At 43.6% G+C, this 19905-nt stretch carries 14 protein-coding genes; 7 read left to right on the plus strand and 7 right to left on the minus strand.

From position 1 onward, the window contains the following. The first annotated feature begins 154 nt into the window (after positions 1-154). The gene (locus GX654_04805) at positions 155-3610 is read left to right on the plus strand and encodes a hypothetical protein (protein ID NLD36171.1); all 3456 of its coding nucleotides are present in this window, start codon (positions 155-157) and stop codon (positions 3608-3610) included. 157 nt (positions 3611-3767) lie between these two features. Here the strand turns inward: GX654_04805 and thiC are convergent, their stop codons facing one another. Beyond that, on the minus strand, positions 3768-5051 hold the full coding sequence (thiC, locus tag GX654_04810; GenBank protein NLD36172.1) for a phosphomethylpyrimidine synthase ThiC: 1284 nt from the start codon (positions 5049-5051) through the stop codon (positions 3768-3770). Between the two features lie 161 nt (positions 5052-5212). Between thiC and GX654_04815 the strand changes: the two genes are divergently transcribed. After that, entirely contained in the window at positions 5213-7633 is a 2421-nt protein-coding gene (locus tag GX654_04815) for an adenylate/guanylate cyclase domain-containing protein (protein ID NLD36173.1), read from the plus strand. A gap of 2 nt (positions 7634-7635) precedes the next feature. On the opposite strand, the gene GX654_04820 is transcribed toward GX654_04815, so the two are convergent. Beyond that, positions 7636-8085 (minus strand): D-tyrosyl-tRNA(Tyr) deacylase, encoded by a 450-nt coding sequence (locus GX654_04820; protein ID NLD36174.1) that lies wholly within the window; start codon positions 8083-8085, stop codon positions 7636-7638. A 79-nt stretch (positions 8086-8164) separates the two neighbouring features. Here GX654_04820 and GX654_04825 point away from each other — a divergent pair, with 79 nt between their 5' ends. Then, positions 8165-9523, plus strand: coding sequence for a radical SAM protein (locus GX654_04825; protein ID NLD36175.1), 1359 nt, complete (start codon positions 8165-8167; stop codon positions 9521-9523). A gap of 112 nt (positions 9524-9635) precedes the next feature. Continuing rightward, the gene (locus tag GX654_04830) at positions 9636-10976 is read left to right on the plus strand and encodes a hypothetical protein (GenBank protein ID NLD36176.1); all 1341 of its coding nucleotides are present in this window, start codon (positions 9636-9638) and stop codon (positions 10974-10976) included. A gap of 105 nt (positions 10977-11081) precedes the next feature. Here the strand turns inward: GX654_04830 and GX654_04835 are convergent, their stop codons facing one another. From GX654_04835 to GX654_04850, 4 genes are all read right to left on the minus strand, one after another. Next, positions 11082-12281, minus strand: a complete 1200-nt coding sequence (locus tag GX654_04835; protein ID NLD36177.1) for an MFS transporter — start codon at positions 12279-12281, stop codon at positions 11082-11084. Between the two features lie 108 nt (positions 12282-12389). Further along, complete coding sequence (locus GX654_04840) at positions 12390-13046, minus strand: DnaJ domain-containing protein (protein NLD36178.1); 657 nt, start codon at positions 13044-13046, stop codon at positions 12390-12392. A 116-nt stretch (positions 13047-13162) separates the two neighbouring features. Beyond that, positions 13163-13573 (minus strand): Hsp20/alpha crystallin family protein, encoded by a 411-nt coding sequence (locus tag GX654_04845; protein ID NLD36179.1) that lies wholly within the window; start codon positions 13571-13573, stop codon positions 13163-13165. A 20-nt stretch (positions 13574-13593) separates the two neighbouring features. Then, positions 13594-14049 carry an Hsp20/alpha crystallin family protein gene (locus tag GX654_04850; GenBank protein NLD36180.1) on the minus strand — a complete coding sequence of 152 codons (456 nt, stop codon included), beginning with the start codon at positions 14047-14049 and terminating at the stop codon, positions 13594-13596. A 300-nt stretch (positions 14050-14349) separates the two neighbouring features. Between GX654_04850 and GX654_04855 the strand changes: the two genes are divergently transcribed. After that, on the plus strand, positions 14350-15840 hold the full coding sequence (locus GX654_04855; GenBank protein NLD36181.1) for a twin-arginine translocation signal domain-containing protein: 1491 nt from the start codon (positions 14350-14352) through the stop codon (positions 15838-15840). 328 nt (positions 15841-16168) lie between these two features. On the opposite strand, the gene GX654_04860 is transcribed toward GX654_04855, so the two are convergent. Beyond that, entirely contained in the window at positions 16169-17098 is a 930-nt protein-coding gene (locus tag GX654_04860) for an MBL fold metallo-hydrolase (GenBank protein NLD36182.1), read from the minus strand. A 262-nt stretch (positions 17099-17360) separates the two neighbouring features. Here GX654_04860 and GX654_04865 point away from each other — a divergent pair, with 262 nt between their 5' ends. Both GX654_04865 and GX654_04870 read left to right on the plus strand, forming a co-directional pair. Further along, positions 17361-19361 (plus strand): S9 family peptidase, encoded by a 2001-nt coding sequence (locus GX654_04865; GenBank protein ID NLD36183.1) that lies wholly within the window; start codon positions 17361-17363, stop codon positions 19359-19361. 160 nt (positions 19362-19521) lie between these two features. Then, positions 19522-19809, plus strand: coding sequence for a hypothetical protein (locus tag GX654_04870; protein NLD36184.1), 288 nt, complete (start codon positions 19522-19524; stop codon positions 19807-19809). Positions 19810-19905 lie beyond the last annotated feature (96 nt).

Raw genomic sequence — 19905 nt, forward strand, 5'->3', positions numbered from 1 at the left:
CTTATGGCAATCAGATTATAATTGAATTTACTTTTTACTTTCAACCTTTTATATTAACACTGTGTATGAAAAATAGAATGTTGCAGGATCTTATGTTCGGCCCTTTTCATTGTTTCCAGATAATTATTAAAAATATTGAGCGGGGGAAGATTGAATGAACACTGTGAATATTACGGTACGATGGTTAAAGCCTTTTTTAATTGTTTTTATGATGGCAGCAATAATTATCTTTGCCGATAATAAATCTGGCGCAACCGATCTTACCGTTTGCAACAGTTGTACCTATAAAACCATAGAAAGCGCCATTGGCGCCGCCTCACCAGGTGACACCGTGTTGCTCGCGGGCGGGGCTACTTTCAATGAAAATATTAATATAACCAAAGATCTGACTCTTCAGGGGGGCTACGCAGGCTGCCCGGATTGCATAAGGGCAAGGAGCACCATTAATGGTGGAGGGACAGGTTCGGTAGTGACAGTCTCCAGTGATCTTGTCACACTATTAAGTAACCTTATCCTGACCAACGGTAACAGTTACATGGAGGGCGGCGGTATCCTTATGTCCTATGGCAGTGGTGGCGGCACGATGAGCCTCATTAATGTAGATATCCATGGAAATACATCCCAATGGGGCGGGGGGCTATGGGTAGGCTTAGACGCCAGCGTTATCATGGAAAAGGTCAATATTTACAACAATACAGCTTCAGCTTTTGGCGGTGGTGTAAGACTTTATGGAGGAAACATCACGTTAATCGATAGCAATATATATAACAATGCAGCACCCAAAGGAGCAGGGGTATACGCAACACTTGAAAGTGGTTCTGCTCTAAGCCTCCACATGACCTCTAATAGCAGCATCTACCAAAATAATGCAGTAACCGGTGATGGCCAGGGCGGGGGTATCTATATGAGCCAAGGCGAAATATCTATGACCGATAGTTCTCAAATCTACTCCAACAATTCCAGCAGTAGTGGGGGGGGAGTCTATCTGGATAACGGTAGCCTATTGGTCCGAAATGGCTCAATTCATGATAATGCTACATCTGTAAGTTTAAGCGGTAATTATGGCGGCGGCATTTTTGCTACAGGAAACAGCTCTGTGGATTTACGCCAGACCTTAATACAAGGAAATAGAGCCCGCAATGGCGGTGGTATATATGCCAACCAGAGCAATATTGTACTCTACAATGTTTTTGTAACGGGGAATAATGCCTTTATTTCCAACACTGGAGATGGGGTGCGCCTGATAAATGGGGCAAGTCTTACCGGATCGCATAATACCTTTGCACATAACGACAATGAGCTTGCAACCACTGGCCGTGCAATTGATGTGGATGACTCTTCCATCATAACGCTGAGCAATTCCATTATATGGGGCCATTCTATCAGCATCAATGATTCCGGGCATAACGTGACCTGCTCCGACATAGAGAGGGGGTATACAGGGACAGGTAACATAGACATGAACCCTCAGTTTGTGAATCCGGCCGACTCTGATTTTCGTGTGCAGGCCATCAGCCCTGTAATAGACCGATGCGCCACTGGTGAGGTTTTAGACTTTGAAAAGGAACCCCGCCCTATAGTCCATGTCCATGAGTCCACACCCTATGACATGGGGGCAGATGAATTCAGTATACCTCGAGTTGGGATAAATGGAGGAGCATGTGTTTATGGCACACTCACCACTGCAATTTCTGCAGCAGAGGATGGTGATACCATCCAAATGGCAGAGGGTACCTATTATGAAGCTATCAAAATTATGGATAAAGATATCATAATAGCAGGCGGCTATGACAGCACATGTGCCATGCCAGGTTCAAATAATTCAACAGTAAATGCCATATATCATTCAGGCAGCGTATTTAATATACTTCGCAGCACTGTGACGCTACGCAATCTGGAGATTACACGAGGGAATGCTGTTGAAGGGGGAGGGGTAAAGGTTGACACAGGGTCAGATGTTACCCTTGACAATAGCCATATACTCTTAAATACAGGTTCCCATGGCGCAGGATTGTATGTTAACTTTAATTCTATCACCACCCTTATCAACGGCGCCAGCATTGAATACAATACTGCAACGGTTGCCGGAGGCGGCGCATATTTATCAGGCCAGCTTGTCGTGAATACATGGCTTGGCGGGATTAATTATAATAGTGCTCCCAATGGCGGAGGAGTCTCAATACTACAAGGTGGTAGTTTACTCTTAGACCCAGGCCATGTGAAGTACAATGCAGCAACTGCTGCTAACGGCTGTGGCGGAGGTATAAATATTTTAACAGGAGGGGTTTCTGCTATCAAATCTTCATCCAACGTGCTTCGGAACACCGCATATAACGGGGCTGCCATTTGTATGGATAATTCCCATGTCTATTTGGATAATGCTCACATCCATAATAATGAGGCTTCTAATAATGGCGGGGCAGTATACATGACCAACGACAGTTTTCTTAATTCCTCTTATGGGTATCTGTTTCAAAACATCTCCGGCAGCAATGGAGGAGCCGTGTTCTTGAACGGCAACAGTTACCTGAGCCTCTCCAGATCTATCTGGTATGACAACCACTCAGATGGTTACGGCGGGGCAATATACTCTAATGAAGGCACAATTGATATTAATTACTCAAAATTTTTCAACAATATGGCAAACCGAGGCGGGGCAATATTCCAGACTGGCGCAGCTCCATCTGCAGATGTCTCAAACAGTCTGTTTTACAGCAACACCAGCACATCCGGGTTTGGCGGGGGGATCCGTTCAGAGGGTGGGTTATTCAGCATGACTCATGTCACGCTTACTGAAAACATTAATGGCGCAGGCTATTCCCAGGTTAACACCAATGGTAATGTAATAAACAGCATCGCCTGGGGCAATGATGGTGGCGGGTTCTGGAAATCAACTGGTTCACTCGATGGGACATGTAATATTGACCAAAGCGGGGTTGTTGGTCAAAATATTGATCCCATGTTTGTGGCCCCTGGTGTAACCAGGGACTATCATTTAAGAAGCGATTCACCTGCTATTGACGCATGCGCTACAGGATTGGCATATGATCTGGACGAGGTGCCCAGGCCAATGTTGAACAGCTATGACATGGGCGCTTATGAATACTATATAGTGTATAATGTGGCAACAGCAGCAAGCCCTTCTGAGGGAGGCACAGTCTCCGGCTCAGGGACCTATTATTCTGGCGCTAACGTCACGGTAAATGCAACACCCGCTTCAGGATATGTATTTATTAATTGGTCAAAAGGGGGCAGTGTTGTCTCTCTCAATCATTCCTACTCCTTTTCAGCGACTGCTGATGTTACCATGCAGGCCAACTTCAGTCAGGTTCAGAGTCATTATTTGATCACTGTCTCAGGAAACACGAATCATGGAGCCTTTTCAGGAGAGGGTTCTTACAGCCATGGTTCAATTACGACTTTAACTGCTTATCCTAATGCTGGGTATGCTTTTTCACACTGGGTAGAAACATGGGATGGATATGAGGGAAGCTTCATTGTCTCCACAGATGAAACATACACCTTTACTGCTGACAGCGCACGATACCTTAAGGCTGTATTCAGACCAAAAGTCTCACCTGGTGTTATGATGCTTCTCCTTGGAGAGTAGCAGCTTAAAAATTGACAATAAAAGTCAAAATAGTTTGGGTATATTTTAAAAAAATGCCGGCCAGAGTAAGGATGATATCCTTTTACTGACCGGCAATATTTTTTGCTAAACTGAAGACAGGCGATTATCTTTTGTAATAGGGATTAAACCTGGCATGTCAACTGTTAAAATACTCTCTTACCTGTTTTATTGCACAGAACTTACCGCACATGGTGCATACATCCTTCTCACCGGGCGGGTTCTCTCCCCTTACACGCCTTGCCTTGACCGGGTCAAGGGCGCACTGCATCTGTGTTTCCCAGTCAAGATTTCTTCTGGCCACTGCCATCTTTCTGTCACGATCAATAGCACGTTTATTTCCCCTTGCAATATCAGCCGCATGTGCTGCTATCTTTGTTACAACTACCCCCTCGCGGACATCCTCAATGGTTGGAAGTGATAAATGTTCAGAAGGTGTTACATAACACAGGAAATCAGCGCCTGCCTCTCCTGCTATTGCCCCGCCTATGGCGCATGCAACATGGTCATGCCCTGCTGCAATATCGGTTACAAGCGGGCCCAGCACATAAAAGGGGGCATTTTTACATAACTGTTTTTGAAGCAGGATATTTGCCTTTATCTGATTCATGGGCACATGGCCTGGGCCCTCTATCATAACCTGTACATCTTGTGCCCATGCAGCATCAGTAAGCTCTCCCAGGGTCATGAGTTCATGTATCTGCGCACGGTCTGTGGCGTCAGCGAGACACCCTGGCCTTAACCCGTCACCAAGGCTCAAGGTAACATCATACTTTTTTGCTATCTCTAAAAGCCTGTCATAATTTTCATAAAGGGGGTTCTCTTTATCATGATGCAGCATCCAGGTGGTTAACAGCGCCCCGCCACGGCTCACGATATTGGTGACCCTCCCCTGATTTTTGAGCGTCTCAAGGGCCGCCCTTGTTAGTCCGCAATGGACAGTAATAAAATCCACCCCTTCAGCCACCTGGGATTCAATTACTTCAAATATCTTATCAACAGTAAGATGAATCACCCCTCCACAGGTATTAATGGCCTCTACCACAGCCTGGTAAATCGGCACAGTGCCGATCGGCGCCGTTGATGCATTAATAATCTTTTTTCTGCATTCATTGATATCGCCTCCTGTAGAGAGATCCATAACCGCATCAGCGCCAGCATCAATAGCCACACGCATCTTTTCAAGCTCTTCATCTATATCAGCATGGTCTGATGATGTGCCGATATTTGCATTAACCTTTATGGAGAGCCCTTCACCAATCCCGCATGGGCTCAATCTTTTGTGCTTAATATTTGCAGGAATTACAACTCGCCCCTGGGCAATCCTCTCCCTTAAGAGAACCACATCAACATCTTCCTTTTCAGCTACTATTTTCATCTCAGGCGTGATGATCCCGGCCCTGGCGCTTTTTAACTGTGTCATATTCAAACCCTTAACCTTGTATAAATTGGATTTAACAATATTATTTATTAGGTTCTGGAAGCTAACAATATCAACATAGTATGTCAATTGAATTCCTTGTATTTATTGGATAATATTGATATATCTCATATTATCTGAGCCCAAAATTCCTAGGAGCCAATATGAAAAAAATATTCAGGTTTTTCCTTTCATTTAACCCGGTTTCAATTTCTACCCTGATTATCATTATTGTACTTGTAATGCTCGGATACGGGATTGAGATTTTTCATCTATTTGAACTCAAGACCTATGACCAGCGTTTAAAGTGGAGGGGAGAGAGGCCTATCTCAGGGCTTGTTGTCGCAGTGGTGATAGATGAAAAAAGCCTTGATAAGGAGGGGATGTGGCCCTGGTCGAGGCATAAAATGGCCACGCTTATTAACAGGCTCTCTGATGATGGGGCAAAGGTTATTGGTATGGATATCTTTTTTACAGAGCCTGATAAAAGCATAAGCATGGAAATCATCAATTATATAGAAAAAAGGCTTAATGCCCTGAACATAACAGATGATGATCTTTTCTCTTATCTGGATGAAACAAAAAGACTATCTGATAATGATATGCTGTTTGCCGATGCAATAAAAAGCTCAAAGGCAAAGGTAGTAATGCCCTATTTCTGGCACAGCAGCCAGAAGAGCCTTGGCTATGATATAGGGCTTGAAGAACTTGACAGAAGATTAAAGATCATAGGCAACTCCCTTTACTCAATGATGGATTATGACGAGGCGCTTAACGATGACTATGATCCGTTTTTTAATCCCTACATAAACCCCTATGCCCCGGAGGTAAACCTTGAGATATTAAGCGTGCCTGCCAGCGGGTCTGGATACATTGATCTTCCATATGAAGATGACGGGATAATCAGGAGGATGCCCCTTGCAGTAAAATACGGGGATAGGGATGATGTCTATACCCCCTTTTCTCTTCAATGCGCCTGGCAATATCTTGACTCACCCCCGCTCATATTGCAGATAACAAAATATTATGGAATTGATGGTGTCAGGATCGGCAGGCTTTTTGTCCCAACAGATGAAAAGGGGGGGGTGCTGATAAATTATTACGGGCCAGGAGGAACTATTCCCCATTATTCGGCAACAGATATTATTCAGGGAAATTTTGAAACGGGCACATTCAGGGATAAAATTGTTGTGGTAGGTTCCACAGCCCAGGGGGCCCATGATATGAGAAACACACCCTTTGACTCGGCTCAGCCGGGTCTTGAGGTGCATGCAACTGTAATAGAAAATATAATCAATCAGGATTTTATAAAAAAGACAATGACCGTGCCTGAGTATGATTACCTTGCTGTCATAATCCTGGGTTTAATTATCGCCTTTATTATACCAAGGGCAGGGGCAATAATGGGCCTTACATCCACTGCCCTTGTTATTATACTTTATACATATCTCTGCATGTGGCTCTTCTCAAATTATGGCCTGTGGGTAAACATGGTTTATCCCATCATGGGGGTAATGCTGTTATATGCATCCCTTACCTCCTGGCATTTTCTTGTTGAAGAAAAGAACAAGAGATTTCTGCATTCAACCTTTTCAAGCTACCTGTCACCTGAACTTATAGATGATATGGTAACAAGCAAAACAATACCCATACTTGGCGGAGAAGCAAGGGTTGTGACCGCATACTTTACAGATATAGAGAATTTCTCTCTCTTTTCTGAAAGGCTTACAGCTCCTCAGCTCGTTGATCTTTTGAATGAATATCTCTCATCCATGACCGATATCCTTTTAAAAGAAAAGGGCACACTGGATAAATATGAAGGGGATGCGATCATTGCCTTTCTTGGCGCACCGATGAGTATCCCTGATCATACACTCCGTGCATGCAGGGCAGCTATTGAAATGCAGAACAGGCTGGTTGATCTTCGTAAAAAATGGGGAACAGAAAAACAGATGGAGGGAGAGCCTGACAGAAATATAAAAAGGGTTCCATCCGAGATTTGGAACCCAGGTGATAAATGGCCAAAGGTTGTGCATGAAATGAGAATGCGCATAGGGATTAACAGCGGCGAGATTGTTATTGGCAACATGGGGAGCAAAATGCGCATGAACTATACGATGATGGGTGATGCGGTTAACCTGGCAGCGCGCCTTGAGGCAGGCGCAAAACAGTATGGTATATACACAGCAGTTAGTGAACATACCCTTAACATGGAGTATATTAATGAAAAGGGTGAAAATGATCGTGCCATTAATCATGTGGAAGCGCGTTTTATTGATAACATTATTGTTGTAGGGAGATCAGAGCCAGTGAAGATTTTTGAACTATTTGCCATGAAAGGCGGGCTCACCGGGCATGAAAAGGAGCTTTTTAACCTCTTTGATCAGGGCATAAACAATTATCTTGATATGCAATGGAAAAGAGCCATAGAGTGTTTCAGGGAATCCCTCAAATTTGAACGTTACCCTGATGCAAAGACAAATCCATCAGAAGTATATATTAAAAGATGTGAAGAGTATCTGGATAATCCGCCTGCAGCGCCAGGTGAAATATGGGATGGGGTATACAGGCTGACTGAGAAATAGTATTAAAATATTTTCTCACTATCAAGCAGGATGGTAACAGGGCCGTCATTAATCAGGTGCACATCCATTGTCGCCTGGAAAATTCCTGTAGCTACCTCAATATTCTGCTCTTTTATCAGCCCGATAAATTTTTCATAAAGAGGGATGGCCTTTTCAGGCCTTGCAGCCTCAATAAATGATGGCCTTCTGCCTTTCCTGCAGTCACCCCAGAGGGTAAATTGTGAGACCACAAGGGCTGCACCCTTTATGTCGATAAGAGAGAGGTTCATAAGATCATCTGCGTCAGGGAATATCCTCAGGTTTATTATTTTATTGGCCATATACTCGCATTCTTTTTCCGTATCTCGTTCACCAACACCCAAAAAGACAAGAAGGCCCTTTGATATGGCACCCACAACCTTACCCTCAATCTCCACTCTTGCCTCTTTTACCCTTTGAACAACCGCCCGCATAAGTATATCCTGCTCCTTGATTAAATAAGATAAACCTATTATGTTACGAACCTATTTTCAAGAAAAAGGTTTTGGACTTATGTCTTCAGTTATACTTATCAACCCCTGGATATATGACTTTGCTGCTCATGATCTATGGTCAAAGCCCCTTGGCCTGCTTTATATTGCAGGATTATTAAGGGGGATGGGATTGAATGTGCACTTAATAGACTGCATGGATAAAAACAACCCGGATATGGTGAAAAGCTTTTCAGCCAAAAAACCGGTGGTTAAAAAATATGGCACAGGAAAATACTTCAGGGAAGAGATAGAAAAGCCTGGTTCATTAAAAGATATCCCCCGCAAATACAGCCGATATGGCATTAAACCTGATATATACAGGAGACTATTAACCTCAATTGAGAAACCTTCTGCAATACTTGTAACATCGCTTATGACATACTGGTACCCCGGTGTCATTGATGCAATAAAAATCGCAAGAGAGATACACCCCGGTATCCCTGTTATTCTTGGTGGTATCTATGCAAGACTTTGCCCTGACCATGCAAGGGAATATTCCGGGGCTGATTATGTGGCAAATGAAATAAACCTGGATAACATCTCATCGTTACCTGATATACTGAGGAGGTATGATATCCCTTTATCGAGGCATGCCTTGTCTCTACATGATAATTTCTCCTTTTATCCGGCCTTTGATACATACAATAAAATTGACTATGTAACCATCCAGACATCAACAGGCTGCCCATACAGTTGTAAATACTGCGCAAGCAGGTTTCTTTATCCAGTTTTTAAAAGAAGAGACCCTGATGATGTTATCTCTGAAATCATACACTGGCACACCAAATATGATGTAACTGACTTTGCATTTTATGATGATGCCCTTTTAGTTGATTCAGACAGGCATATTGTTCCTATCCTCGAAAAATTACGGAGTAACAACATCAGTGTCAGGTTTCACACACCGAATGCTATTCATGTAAAGGAGATTACTCCTGATATAGCGAGGCTGCTTTTTTCTTCAGGGTTCACCACAATCAGGCTTGGCCTTGAGACATCAGATATGGATATGCACAGAGATCTGGATAAAAAGATTGCCCTTGGCGATTTTGAGGCCGCAGTAAAAAATCTGAATGAGGCAGGGTATAGCAAAAAGGATATTGGCGCATATATACTGATGGGGCTCCCTGGTCAATCAGTGGAGTCTGTTACAGAAACTGTGATCTTTGCTGACAAGGCAGGCGCGATGCCCTACCTTGCTGAATACTCCCCTCTCCCTGAAACACCTATGTGGGAGGTATCAGTAGCCTGCGCAAGGTTTGATATCAAAAGCGACCCCATATTTCATAATAACTGCCTTTTGTCCTGCTGGAGCGATGAGCAGATGAAAAAGTTACCTGCGCTGAAAACCCTGGTAAAAAAAATCAGAGAGGCATGACCCTCTTTTTCATCATTGACAAATAGAGACGAATAATAAATTATCGCATCAGCTTGTTTTCTTAACAGAACCAGTTAACCAGGATGACCATATTTTAAAAGGGGGCCAACAGATGGAAAAGGAATGGGCACAACTTACCGCAGAAGAAAAGAGAGAAAAAAGATTCATGAGCTGGCTTTATCCAGAAGATATTGCCTTTAATAACCCTGAAGCACAGGAGGCTTACAGGGCAAGGGTCAAGAGGATAATAGCCGCTATAAAGGTTGAAGAGGCTGACAGGGTGCCTGTGATATCCCACCCCGGGTATGCGCCCGCCTTTTATTCGGGTTATACGATTAAAGAGGTAATGTATGACTCAGAAAAGCTCTTAAAGGCCTGGTACAGGTTTATGGATGATTTTGACCTGGATGTACTGCCTGACGCACACCTTATACGAAGCGGCAGGGCCATGGAGGTAGTGGGGGTAAAGACAAGCAAGTGGGCAGGTTGCGGCCTCCCGGATAATGTATCGCCCCAGCATGCGGAGATAGAGATACTTAAGGCCAGTGAATGGGACCACTATGAAAATGACCGCTCTGATTTTAACTTACGGGTCATGCTCCCCAGAACACACAGGGCAGCAGAGCCCTTTGCTAATCTCCCACCCCTCTCCATCTTAGGCGGTTTTGGCGGAGCAAGCGCTCTGGCAGCCTTTGCGGCCCCTGATGTACAGGCAGGGTTCAAGGCATTTGCTGAGGCCAATGAAATAGAAAAAGAGTGGCACAAGGCATTAAATGCCATTACTGGCCGCGGTCTCAAAATGGGTTTCCCCAATTTTTTCAGGTTTGACATAGGCGGAGGAGCGCCACTGGATGCCCTTGGGGCAGGGTTGAGAGGCACCAAGGGTACTATAATGGACATGTTTCAAAGGCCGGAAAGGCTGCTATCCAACATGGATAAGATGGCGGATATGAGTATAAAGATGGCAGCTACGATGCCCTTTGCGGCAGGCACACCGGTGGTATTTATCCCCCTGCACAGGGGTGCAGACGGCTTTATGTCTGAGACGCAATTCAAGACATTTTACTGGCCCTTCCTTAAAAGGGTGGTTGAAGGTTATATCAACGAAGGGCTTGTGCCCCTGCTTTTTGCTGAAGGTGGTTACAACTCCAGGCTTGAGTTGATACAGGACCTGCCTGATAAAGGCGTTGTATGGTATTTTGACCAGACTGATATTATAAGGGCAAAGGAGGTCTTAGGTGACAGGTTCTGCATTATGGGAAATGTGCCCACATCAATGATGGTTACCGGAAAGGCAGAGGATGTAAAGGCCTATTCAAAGAGGCTGATTGAGAAGGTCGGCAGGGGTGGCGGTTATATCCTGGCGCCTGGCGCAACAGCAGATGAGGCAAAGTTTGAAAACATAAAGGCCATGAATGAGGCTTCAAGGGAGTGCGCCGAAAAACAGGTTTAAGGTTTAAGGTTCAAGGTTTAAGGTTAATGCAAGATGGCGCAGGGCACATGGTAGGGGCGAAAAATCTTTCGCCCTGAAAAATCTTTCGCCTCTAATGTTTTTCTCTCATTTATTCTTTAGGATAGCAAAGAACGGCAGCCCTGCTGCGGCTAGAACTGCCCAGAATATGAAGGGATAGCCATTATTGAAGGCCTCAAGGCTGTTTCCAACGGGTGGTGCAAGAAAGGCACCGACCATCCCGAGGGTGCTTGTCAGCCCAATAGCTGTACCGCTGTATTCGCTACCCACCTCCTTTAACTCTATAACCATTACATTAAAAAGGGCAGCCACACCGGTACGCGTAAGACCGGTTAAGATAATTAATACCCATAAAAATGTACCTTTAAAAAGTGGAAGCGCAAAAACAGTTACAGCCATCATTATTGTAGATACAATAAGCACCCCCTTTCTTGCCCCTAGCCTGTCAGAGATAAGCACAACCGGGATGGTGCCCAGGCTTGCTATGCCGGTCATTACAGTAGTTGCGCTGTCTGCCAGAAAAGGTGTCCAGCCGATAAGCTTAAGATAGGTAGGGAGATAACCTGTAAGCCCCATGCTGGAACCCCAGTATGTGGTCGTAATAAATGCTATTACCCATACCTCCCTTATCTTTACTACATGCCTGAAGGCATCAAGCAAAGAGTGTGAAGCAGGGGATTTGCTTGCTCCTGATGCAACAGGTTTATCCCTTCCTGTAAATATCCACAAAAGGCCAAGCAGGATGCATGGTATCCCATAAACAAACATTACCCTTCTCCAGCCGCCAAAAAAAGGAGAAAAATAGTTGGCGCTCAACATGGTTGCAGCCATTGAGCCAAAGGCCCACACCACATTAAGCATCGCATTTGTAAGGCCAAGCTCTTTTCCCCTGAACCACTCGGCTGTCACCTTCGGCACAATAGAGGGCATGGTTGCCGCCATTAACCCGAACAGGTACATGGTTACTGCCATGCTGATAAAGCCGACTGAAAAACCCCTGAGTGCGCCAAATATCCCTGCAAATATGCTTATAAAAAACATGGTGCGTCTTACGCCGAAACGGTCAACAATGAGGCCGCCCGGTAGAGCAATAAAAACCCCGGCAAGTGGGTCCATGCCCCATACAGCGCCTATTTCAAGCATATTCAGCCCCAGGTCATCCGAGATCTCCTTGAAGAGTACAGGCATGCACATGCGCGAGAGCCCTGCAATAAAGAGATATGACATCATCCCCAGAAAAAGTATGTACCAGCGGTAATATGGTCTTTCTGTCTCAACTGAATTCATGCATTTCCAAAATAAAGGTTCTTATTATTATAATCAGGCATCTAATCTAATTCATAAACATAAGCAACCTTTTCTTGTAGTAAGGATCAAATTCTGGATGGACACTAACTAATAATCAGCAATATGCACACTGATATGTAAATAGCACTCCTTCATCCCTATGCCTTCGAGAGAGAGATTGATCTCTGTGCCGTCACTTACATTGGCAGGCATACTCAAAGCAAATTTTTTTACAGTTGATATTCTCCCGAAACCCTTACAAAGCGGGCAATAGAGCCCTTCCCAGAACCCTGACCTTGAACAGACAGGGCATGGGGCCATAACCGGAACCGAAATTGGATAAAGCCCTCCTGATGCCGCCTCTTCAGGGGTAAGCACTGCATCAAAATAGAGATCCTTTTCATGCATATCCTCATTACCCTGGTCATATAGACCGGGTATGAACCCTTCAAACAGATCATCAGTCTTTGTGTAAAACAGAGATTCTGCATCCCTGAACCGTTTTATCCTCTCCTGCATTCGGCCTGGTGCGCGGGTTAACCTGTAAGAGGCATCTTCATTTTCAAGGTTAGTATCATATCTGCGCTTTTTTTCATGGTCGCTGAGAGTATCATATGCCTCTTTGATCTCGATAAACCTCTCGCTCTCCTTTTCATTCGAGACATCGGGATGTAATCTCTTTGCTATGGTGCGGTATGCCTTTTTTATTTTATTCAGGTCAGCGCCTCTGCTAATCCCAAGAACAAGGTAGTAATCCTTCTGCATAATTACCTCCATATTGAAACCTGTGAAGAGTATGTTCACAAGGAACATGGACTATCTGAATAAAGCAAAAAAAAGGATGGGGTTACAACCTCGTAACCCCATCCCTCTATGATATATTATGCTGACTTTATGGCTATCTTGCGGGGTTTTGCCGCCTCAACCTTTGGCAGGGTAAGCCTTAAAACACCGTCTGTCATCTTTGCCTCTATCTTTGCCTGATCAATTACCTCTGAGAGATTAAACTGCCGGTAATATTTGCCTGTCCTGTATTCTGTAAAGAGTTCTACCTCATTTTGGCCTTCAGGTTTTTTAGCATCTCCATCCAGTGTGAGGATATTCTCTTTCAGATCAATATTAAGATCCTCAGCCTTTACACCGGGCATATCAGCCAGAAGGGTCAAACCCTTTTCTGTTTCAAATATGTCCACATCGGGAGTAAATACAAGCCCTGGCTTTGTCTGCTCAGTCATGGTTGATACCTCAGATTTTTCCTTGGCCTGCAAGGCCTTTGCTTCTGATTCTGTCATGATTTCCTCCTCCTTTCTGTTTATTTTATAGTTATCTGCCGCGGCTTTGCCGCCTCTGATTTGGGCAGCTTTATTGTAAGCACACCGTTCACATTTGATGCCTCAGCCTTATCAACATCAACCTGCCCTGGCAGATTCATTATCCTGTTAAACTTGCCGGATTCCCTCTCACGCCTGTGATACTTTGCATTTTTATCTTCATTAACAATCTTTCTTTCACCGGATATGGTTACACTGTCTCCTGTGACTGAAAGCTCTATTTCATCGGCCTTTACACCCGGAAGTTCAGCCCGGATATAATAGGCATCCTTATCTTCTGTCAGGTTAATAAGCGGAAATACACCTGCTCCACGCACAACACCCCTTGAAAATCCATCTGATAGAAGATCCATCTCCCTTCTTATCCTGTTAAGTTCATCAAATGGGCTCCAGTTGTTTAATGTCCTCAAGTTTGGGTCTCTTCTTAAAAATAACATGGCTAAATCCTCCTTTCAGAATTTTAATTATTTATTTTGCTTTGCTTTAATTTTTTTATCATGAAATACGGTTAAAGCACACCAAATTTACTTTTTTAACTTGTATTATCAATATGATATCTGCTTTTAACGCGCAAAATATAAGCATGGTTAATTTTGCAGTCAAGGGGATGACAAAAATTTTTAGGGATCAATGCTGATTTTTTATGAGGGAATAAATTGACTCAAGGGCTCCCTGCGATTAGAATGCAAACCCTGATCAAACGAACCTAGAGATTAAATAATAAGGAGGAGCTTAAGATGGATGATCGCCAGAAATGGACTCATGTAACCAGGCGTGGTTTTTTCAAGACAACAGCAGTGGCAGGGGTGGCAGCTGCGCTCCCTGTATCAATTTTAGCCGGTGAAAAGGTAATCAGTATAGGCGGGATAAAACCCAGCCCTGCGGGCAGAAAAAGAAATATTCTTTTTGTGAGTGATGCCCCGGAAAGATATGAAAAACTTGTTGGCTCAATCAAGTCAATCAGTGAATACGATATTAATCTAAGCCAGATGAAGGCCGATTTTAAAAACTCGGGTGAGATCCTGAAAGCCATTAAAGAAAAGAATGCTGACATCTGCCTTTTCACGCTGCCAGGTATAGGCATGTCCTCCAGAAATATAGCCGAGCAGATAGGCTACCTGGATATCCCTGTTATTATTCTCGCCGGAACTCCCGAACTGATAATGTGGGAGACAGACCTTGCTGCATCATTCCGCATAAAGGGAATAAATGCTCTTGTGGCAAATTCGAATGATCATGCCATTGAGCTGCTGAAGATACTTTCTGCTCCCAGACCTCTTGAAGGTAAAAAGGCCCTTGTTTTCGGGAAACCATTTGGATCAACAAGTATTCCATCTCCAAACCTTAATGAGGAATATGTTTACAGCCAGACAGGCGTCAGGATAGTTCACCGGCCAATTGACGATCTTAAGACGCTTATAAAAGAGGTCGATGAATCAGCCGCCAGAAAAGAGATGGAAAGATGGAAGAAGGGTGCAGTAAAGATAATCGATGTTTCGGATGAGAGTCTTCTTCACAGTTCAAGGATCTCCATACTGTTAAAATCTCTTGTTGAGAAGGAAAATCTGTCTGCTGTCTCAGTGGACTGCCTGAGTTTTTCATTTGGCGCTGATGCAACCATCCCTCTTCCATGTCTGGCATTTACCAGCCTCAGGGATGAAGGCATAACCGCTGCATGCGAAGCTGATATATGCATGCTGCTAACATCAATGCTGTTACAGGAGGTTACCAAAAGGCCGTCCTTTCAGAGCAATGTATCATCTGTTGATATCAAGAACTCCAGCACCACACTTCGTCACTGCGTAGCGCCTACAAAGATATATGGCGCTGATGCCCCTCAGCAGCCCTACAACCTGAGGGATTATCACGGCATGGGAAAAGGAGGCACCTGTGAAATAGATTACCCTGTGGGCCTTGATGTAACTATTGGTGGATTCAGCAAGGACCTGAAAAATTTCGTAATATGGCCTGGCAGAACAAAAGATATGGTAGATGACAGGGCAACACCTTCATTCAAGGATGCCCCGCCTGAATACAGCAAGATGCGTAAATTCTGTACAAATATGGCAGAAATCAAGATCAGGGATGTAAAAGGTTTTATGCAGAATATTGTGGGCATTCATCATAATATGATCGCCGGGAGTTTTGGCAAGGAGATATCAGATGCCCTGGTGCGGATGAATATAAACGTGGTTGCCCCTCCTGATCTGACAGCTCCGGAGGCATAGCCTGTATTGCAACGATTGCTCTTCCTGTGCGGTTACATGCCCGAACTGGGTTGATGTGCAAAACAGATTGATTCGCGTACAGGATATTTAAGCTTAGGTGCTTAGAGATTTTCAATATACCTTTTAAATCGAAGATTCTTCAACGCGGAGTACGCTAAGTTCGCAGAGATTAATATTAAAAATTACTTCTCTGCGTCCTTTGCGCTCTTTGCGGTGAAACGTATTTTGGAATTTTCTGCCGGAAAGAGGTCATTTCCGGATGAAGCATTTAGCATTCCATATTCAGCTTTCAACTTTCCGCCTTCATCCTTAATTTTCCAGCCTGTTTCTATTCCCGTGGGGGGTCGCCGTCATAACCCCCTGATGGATTCAGAAAAATCTTACCCGGTTCTCCGGGTAAAGGAAGTAACCAGTCAGGGCTGCTTTTAGGATATAGCAGCCTTGCCTGCCACTGTATGGCAAAGTCCTCGGCCTTCACATCAGGATATTTTTTATAGATACGCTCTACCAGTTCTTCTGCTGATTTTGCTGTGCTGTACGCCTCCTCGTAATTATCAAGGTAATTTATAGACCAGTCAGCACACTCTGTATATTTACTGTGTTCATCTTTTTTAACCGCCTCCATAATCCTGATCTTTTCTTCATCGCAATGACCGGGGATGATTATCCTTGCATCAAACTCTTTAAGCCTTGCAATATCCTTCCGCCAGGTAACCCTGCGGGCCACATTGCTTTCAATCGGCCATAGATGGCAGTCATGAAAGGCTATATCAGTTGCACACAGGACACGGATAGACGGCACCCACACCGCCGAATTATTTATACTGTCACCTTCCCAGCCGTCTGAAAATATGATCTCCTCACCCTCAAGCTCAAGCCTCGGCTCGTTAAGAGATGTTGGCGTTGTTGTTGCCTTTGGGATTTCACCGGGCCCGAAACGATCAATAGCCCACATATCTACCTTGTCACTTGAGGTAGCCTTTATATCCTTTATCACACTTGGAAGCGCAACAATCTTTGCCTCTGGAAATGCGAATTTTAGTACTGCGAGCCCGAAATGGTGGTCAGGATGAAAATGGGAGACATAGATATGAGTCAAACGCCTTCTCATGGGAAGTATCTCAGAAACAAGCCTGTGAGAATCACTCATAATTTGAGATGCGTCTATCAGAATGGCATCCTTCTCACCATAAAAAAGGGTGGAGTTACTGTTAAAACCAAGATAACTGTGGAGAAACACCTTGAAATTAATGGCCATATATCACTCCTTTAATTATCTGATGTTATTTGGATGATTAATAAATACCATTTTTTGCATGTCTGATCAATTGTGTTTTTTTATATAAACAACAGATCAAAAGATTAAAACTATTGATCCATTAATATTTTTATTGATAATAGTACAGGGCTCTACACTTAAATCAATAAATCCTGGCGCAGTAACCGGCATTACAGCCCTTTCAGATAAAAATGTAACCGAGAACTGACTAAATAATAAACCTTTAACCGGAGGATATTTCATGAAACGCATTATATTGTTTTTTATTGTACTATTCTCATTACAGGTTAACGCAGAACTGCCACCTTTACTGGATCGTGAACTGTTTTTCGGAGACCCTGAGATTTCAGGCGCACAGATCTCTCCTGACGGGCAGTTCATCTCATTTATAAAACCCTATAATAATGTCATGAATATCTGGATAAAAAAGCGGGATGAGCCCTTTAACAAGGCCCGCCCCCTGACCAGTGATGAAAAACGTCCGGTTACATCCTATTTCTGGGCACGTGACAGCAAATATCTCCTTTATGCACAGGATAAAGGAGGGGATGAAAATTTCAGGTTATATGCTGTAGATCCTAAAGTCCCAGGAGACCCCATTCCACCATCGCGAGATCTTACACCTCTTGAAAATGTTAGGGTAAGTATTATCGCAATACCCAGAGATACCCCAAATGAAATTATTGTAGGATTAAATGACAGAAACCCTCAATTACACGATGTGTATAAAATCAATCTCACAACAGGAGAGAGGACTCTTATACGTCAAAATAACGAAAATATCGCCGGCTGGATAACAGATCAAAAGGGGAATCTGAAGCTCGGTCTGCGTCAGACTCCTGATGGAGGAACAGAGTTATTAAAGCTGGATGGACAGAATTTTGTTTCGATCTACTCAGTAACTTCTGAAGAATCAGTAAATCCTCTCCGTTTCACAGCAGATGGGAAAATGTTTTATATGTTAACCAGCAAAGGCGCTGATATAGATAAAAGTCAACTTGAGCTGTTTGATATTAATACCGGAAAAACAACATTCATTGAAAAAGACCCTCTGAATGAAGTGGACTTCAGTGGCGCCCTGTTTTCAGAATTGACCGACAAGCTGCTTTTAACAGTTTATGTAGGTGACAAGCTTCGGCTATATTTTAAGGATAAGGCATTTGAAACAGATTTTAAGATACTCGTGGATCAGATTGGTGATGGTAATTATAGTATATCCAGCATGACAAAGGATGAGCAGACATGGGTTGTTTCGGTTTCACGGGATATAGACCCTGGTTCTGTCTATATATATGACTGCAAAACAGATAAAGCAGAACTGCTCTATCGAAAAAGGCATGATTTACCATCCGAACACCTCGCTGAAATGAAACCTGCGCGATATAAAGCAAGGGATGGTTTGGTTATACCCGCCTACCTGACACTCCCAAAGGGTATACCGGCAAAAAATCTTCCTGCTGTAGTATTTGTTCATGGAGGTCCATGGGGACGTGATACATGGGGATATGATTCTATGGCCCAATTTCTTGCAAATCGCGGATATGCTGTATTAATGCCTAACTTCCGCGGTTCTGATGGTTATGGCAAACAATTCCTCAATGCAGGTAATAAACAATGGGGAACAGGCTCCATGCAGCATGACATAACTGATGGTGTAAAATACCTCATACAGGAAGGCATAGCTGATCCGAAACGTATTGCTATCAGCGGTGGTTCCTATGGCGGATATGCAACACTCGCCGGGCTTGCATTCACACCTGATTTATATGCAGCAGGGTTCGATATAGTGGGGCCATCAAACATTATTACTTTGTTAAATTCGATCCCACCATACTGGACGCCAATCAAGAAGATGTTTTCAGTCCGTGTAGGAGACATGGATAATCCTGAAGAGCTTAAGATGCTTAACGAGCAGTCACCATTAAATTCAGCAGAAAAGATTACAGCCCCTCTCTTTGTTGTGCAGGGAGCAAATGACCCCAGGGTTAAACAGGCAGAGGCAGATCAGATTGTTGCTGCTTTGTACAGGCTGGGACGTGAGGTTGAATACATGGTTGCCCCTGATGAAGGGCATGGTTTTGCCGGAAAACTTAACAACCTTGCAATGTCCACTGCTATGGAGCAATTCTTTGCCAAACACCTTGGCGGACGCGTACAAAAGGATGTGAGAAAAGAGATTAAAGAAAAGTTGGATTCAATAACCGTGGATGTAAGTACCGTTAAAATGCCGGTAAAAAAATAAAGAATAGTGAAAGAAAGGTGCCGCCTGCATAACAGATAAGTTGAAACACAATAGGCGATTTCATTAATTTGTGCAGGTGACACCCGGGCATTTTTCAAAAAATAACAATATTTTTATAAACAGTATTGACTGAGAAACGTTTGACATTAAATTGGATGGCATGGAAATATTAAACTCAAAAGCCCACCTTGTAGAAATATTTATGATTCTTTTCTGGTCATCTATTAGTCTATTATTGATTACAGGAGGCAGCGGCTTTATTGGTGGGGATTTATTTTTCTATTCTTTTATCGCCTTTCTGGTTTCCATCATTCCGGTTTTCACCTTAAAAGGTGTTATCAGGAAGCCAGCCGTATTACTGATTACAGACAAACCTTTATTCTCACGAAAGAAAGTCATTCAATACAATGATCCTTTGCTGATTTATGATGTAGCCTCTGGCAGGTAATTCTAAAATATTCCTGATTATCACCTGGAGCAACAGGAGAAATCCTGTCTCTACAACTTATTATAAATAAGAATAATTACGTACAGGAGATATATA

It is taken from the genome of Desulfatiglans sp., from assembly GCA_012513605.1.
GTDB lineage: Bacteria > Desulfobacterota > DSM-4660 > Desulfatiglandales > HGW-15 > JAAZBV01.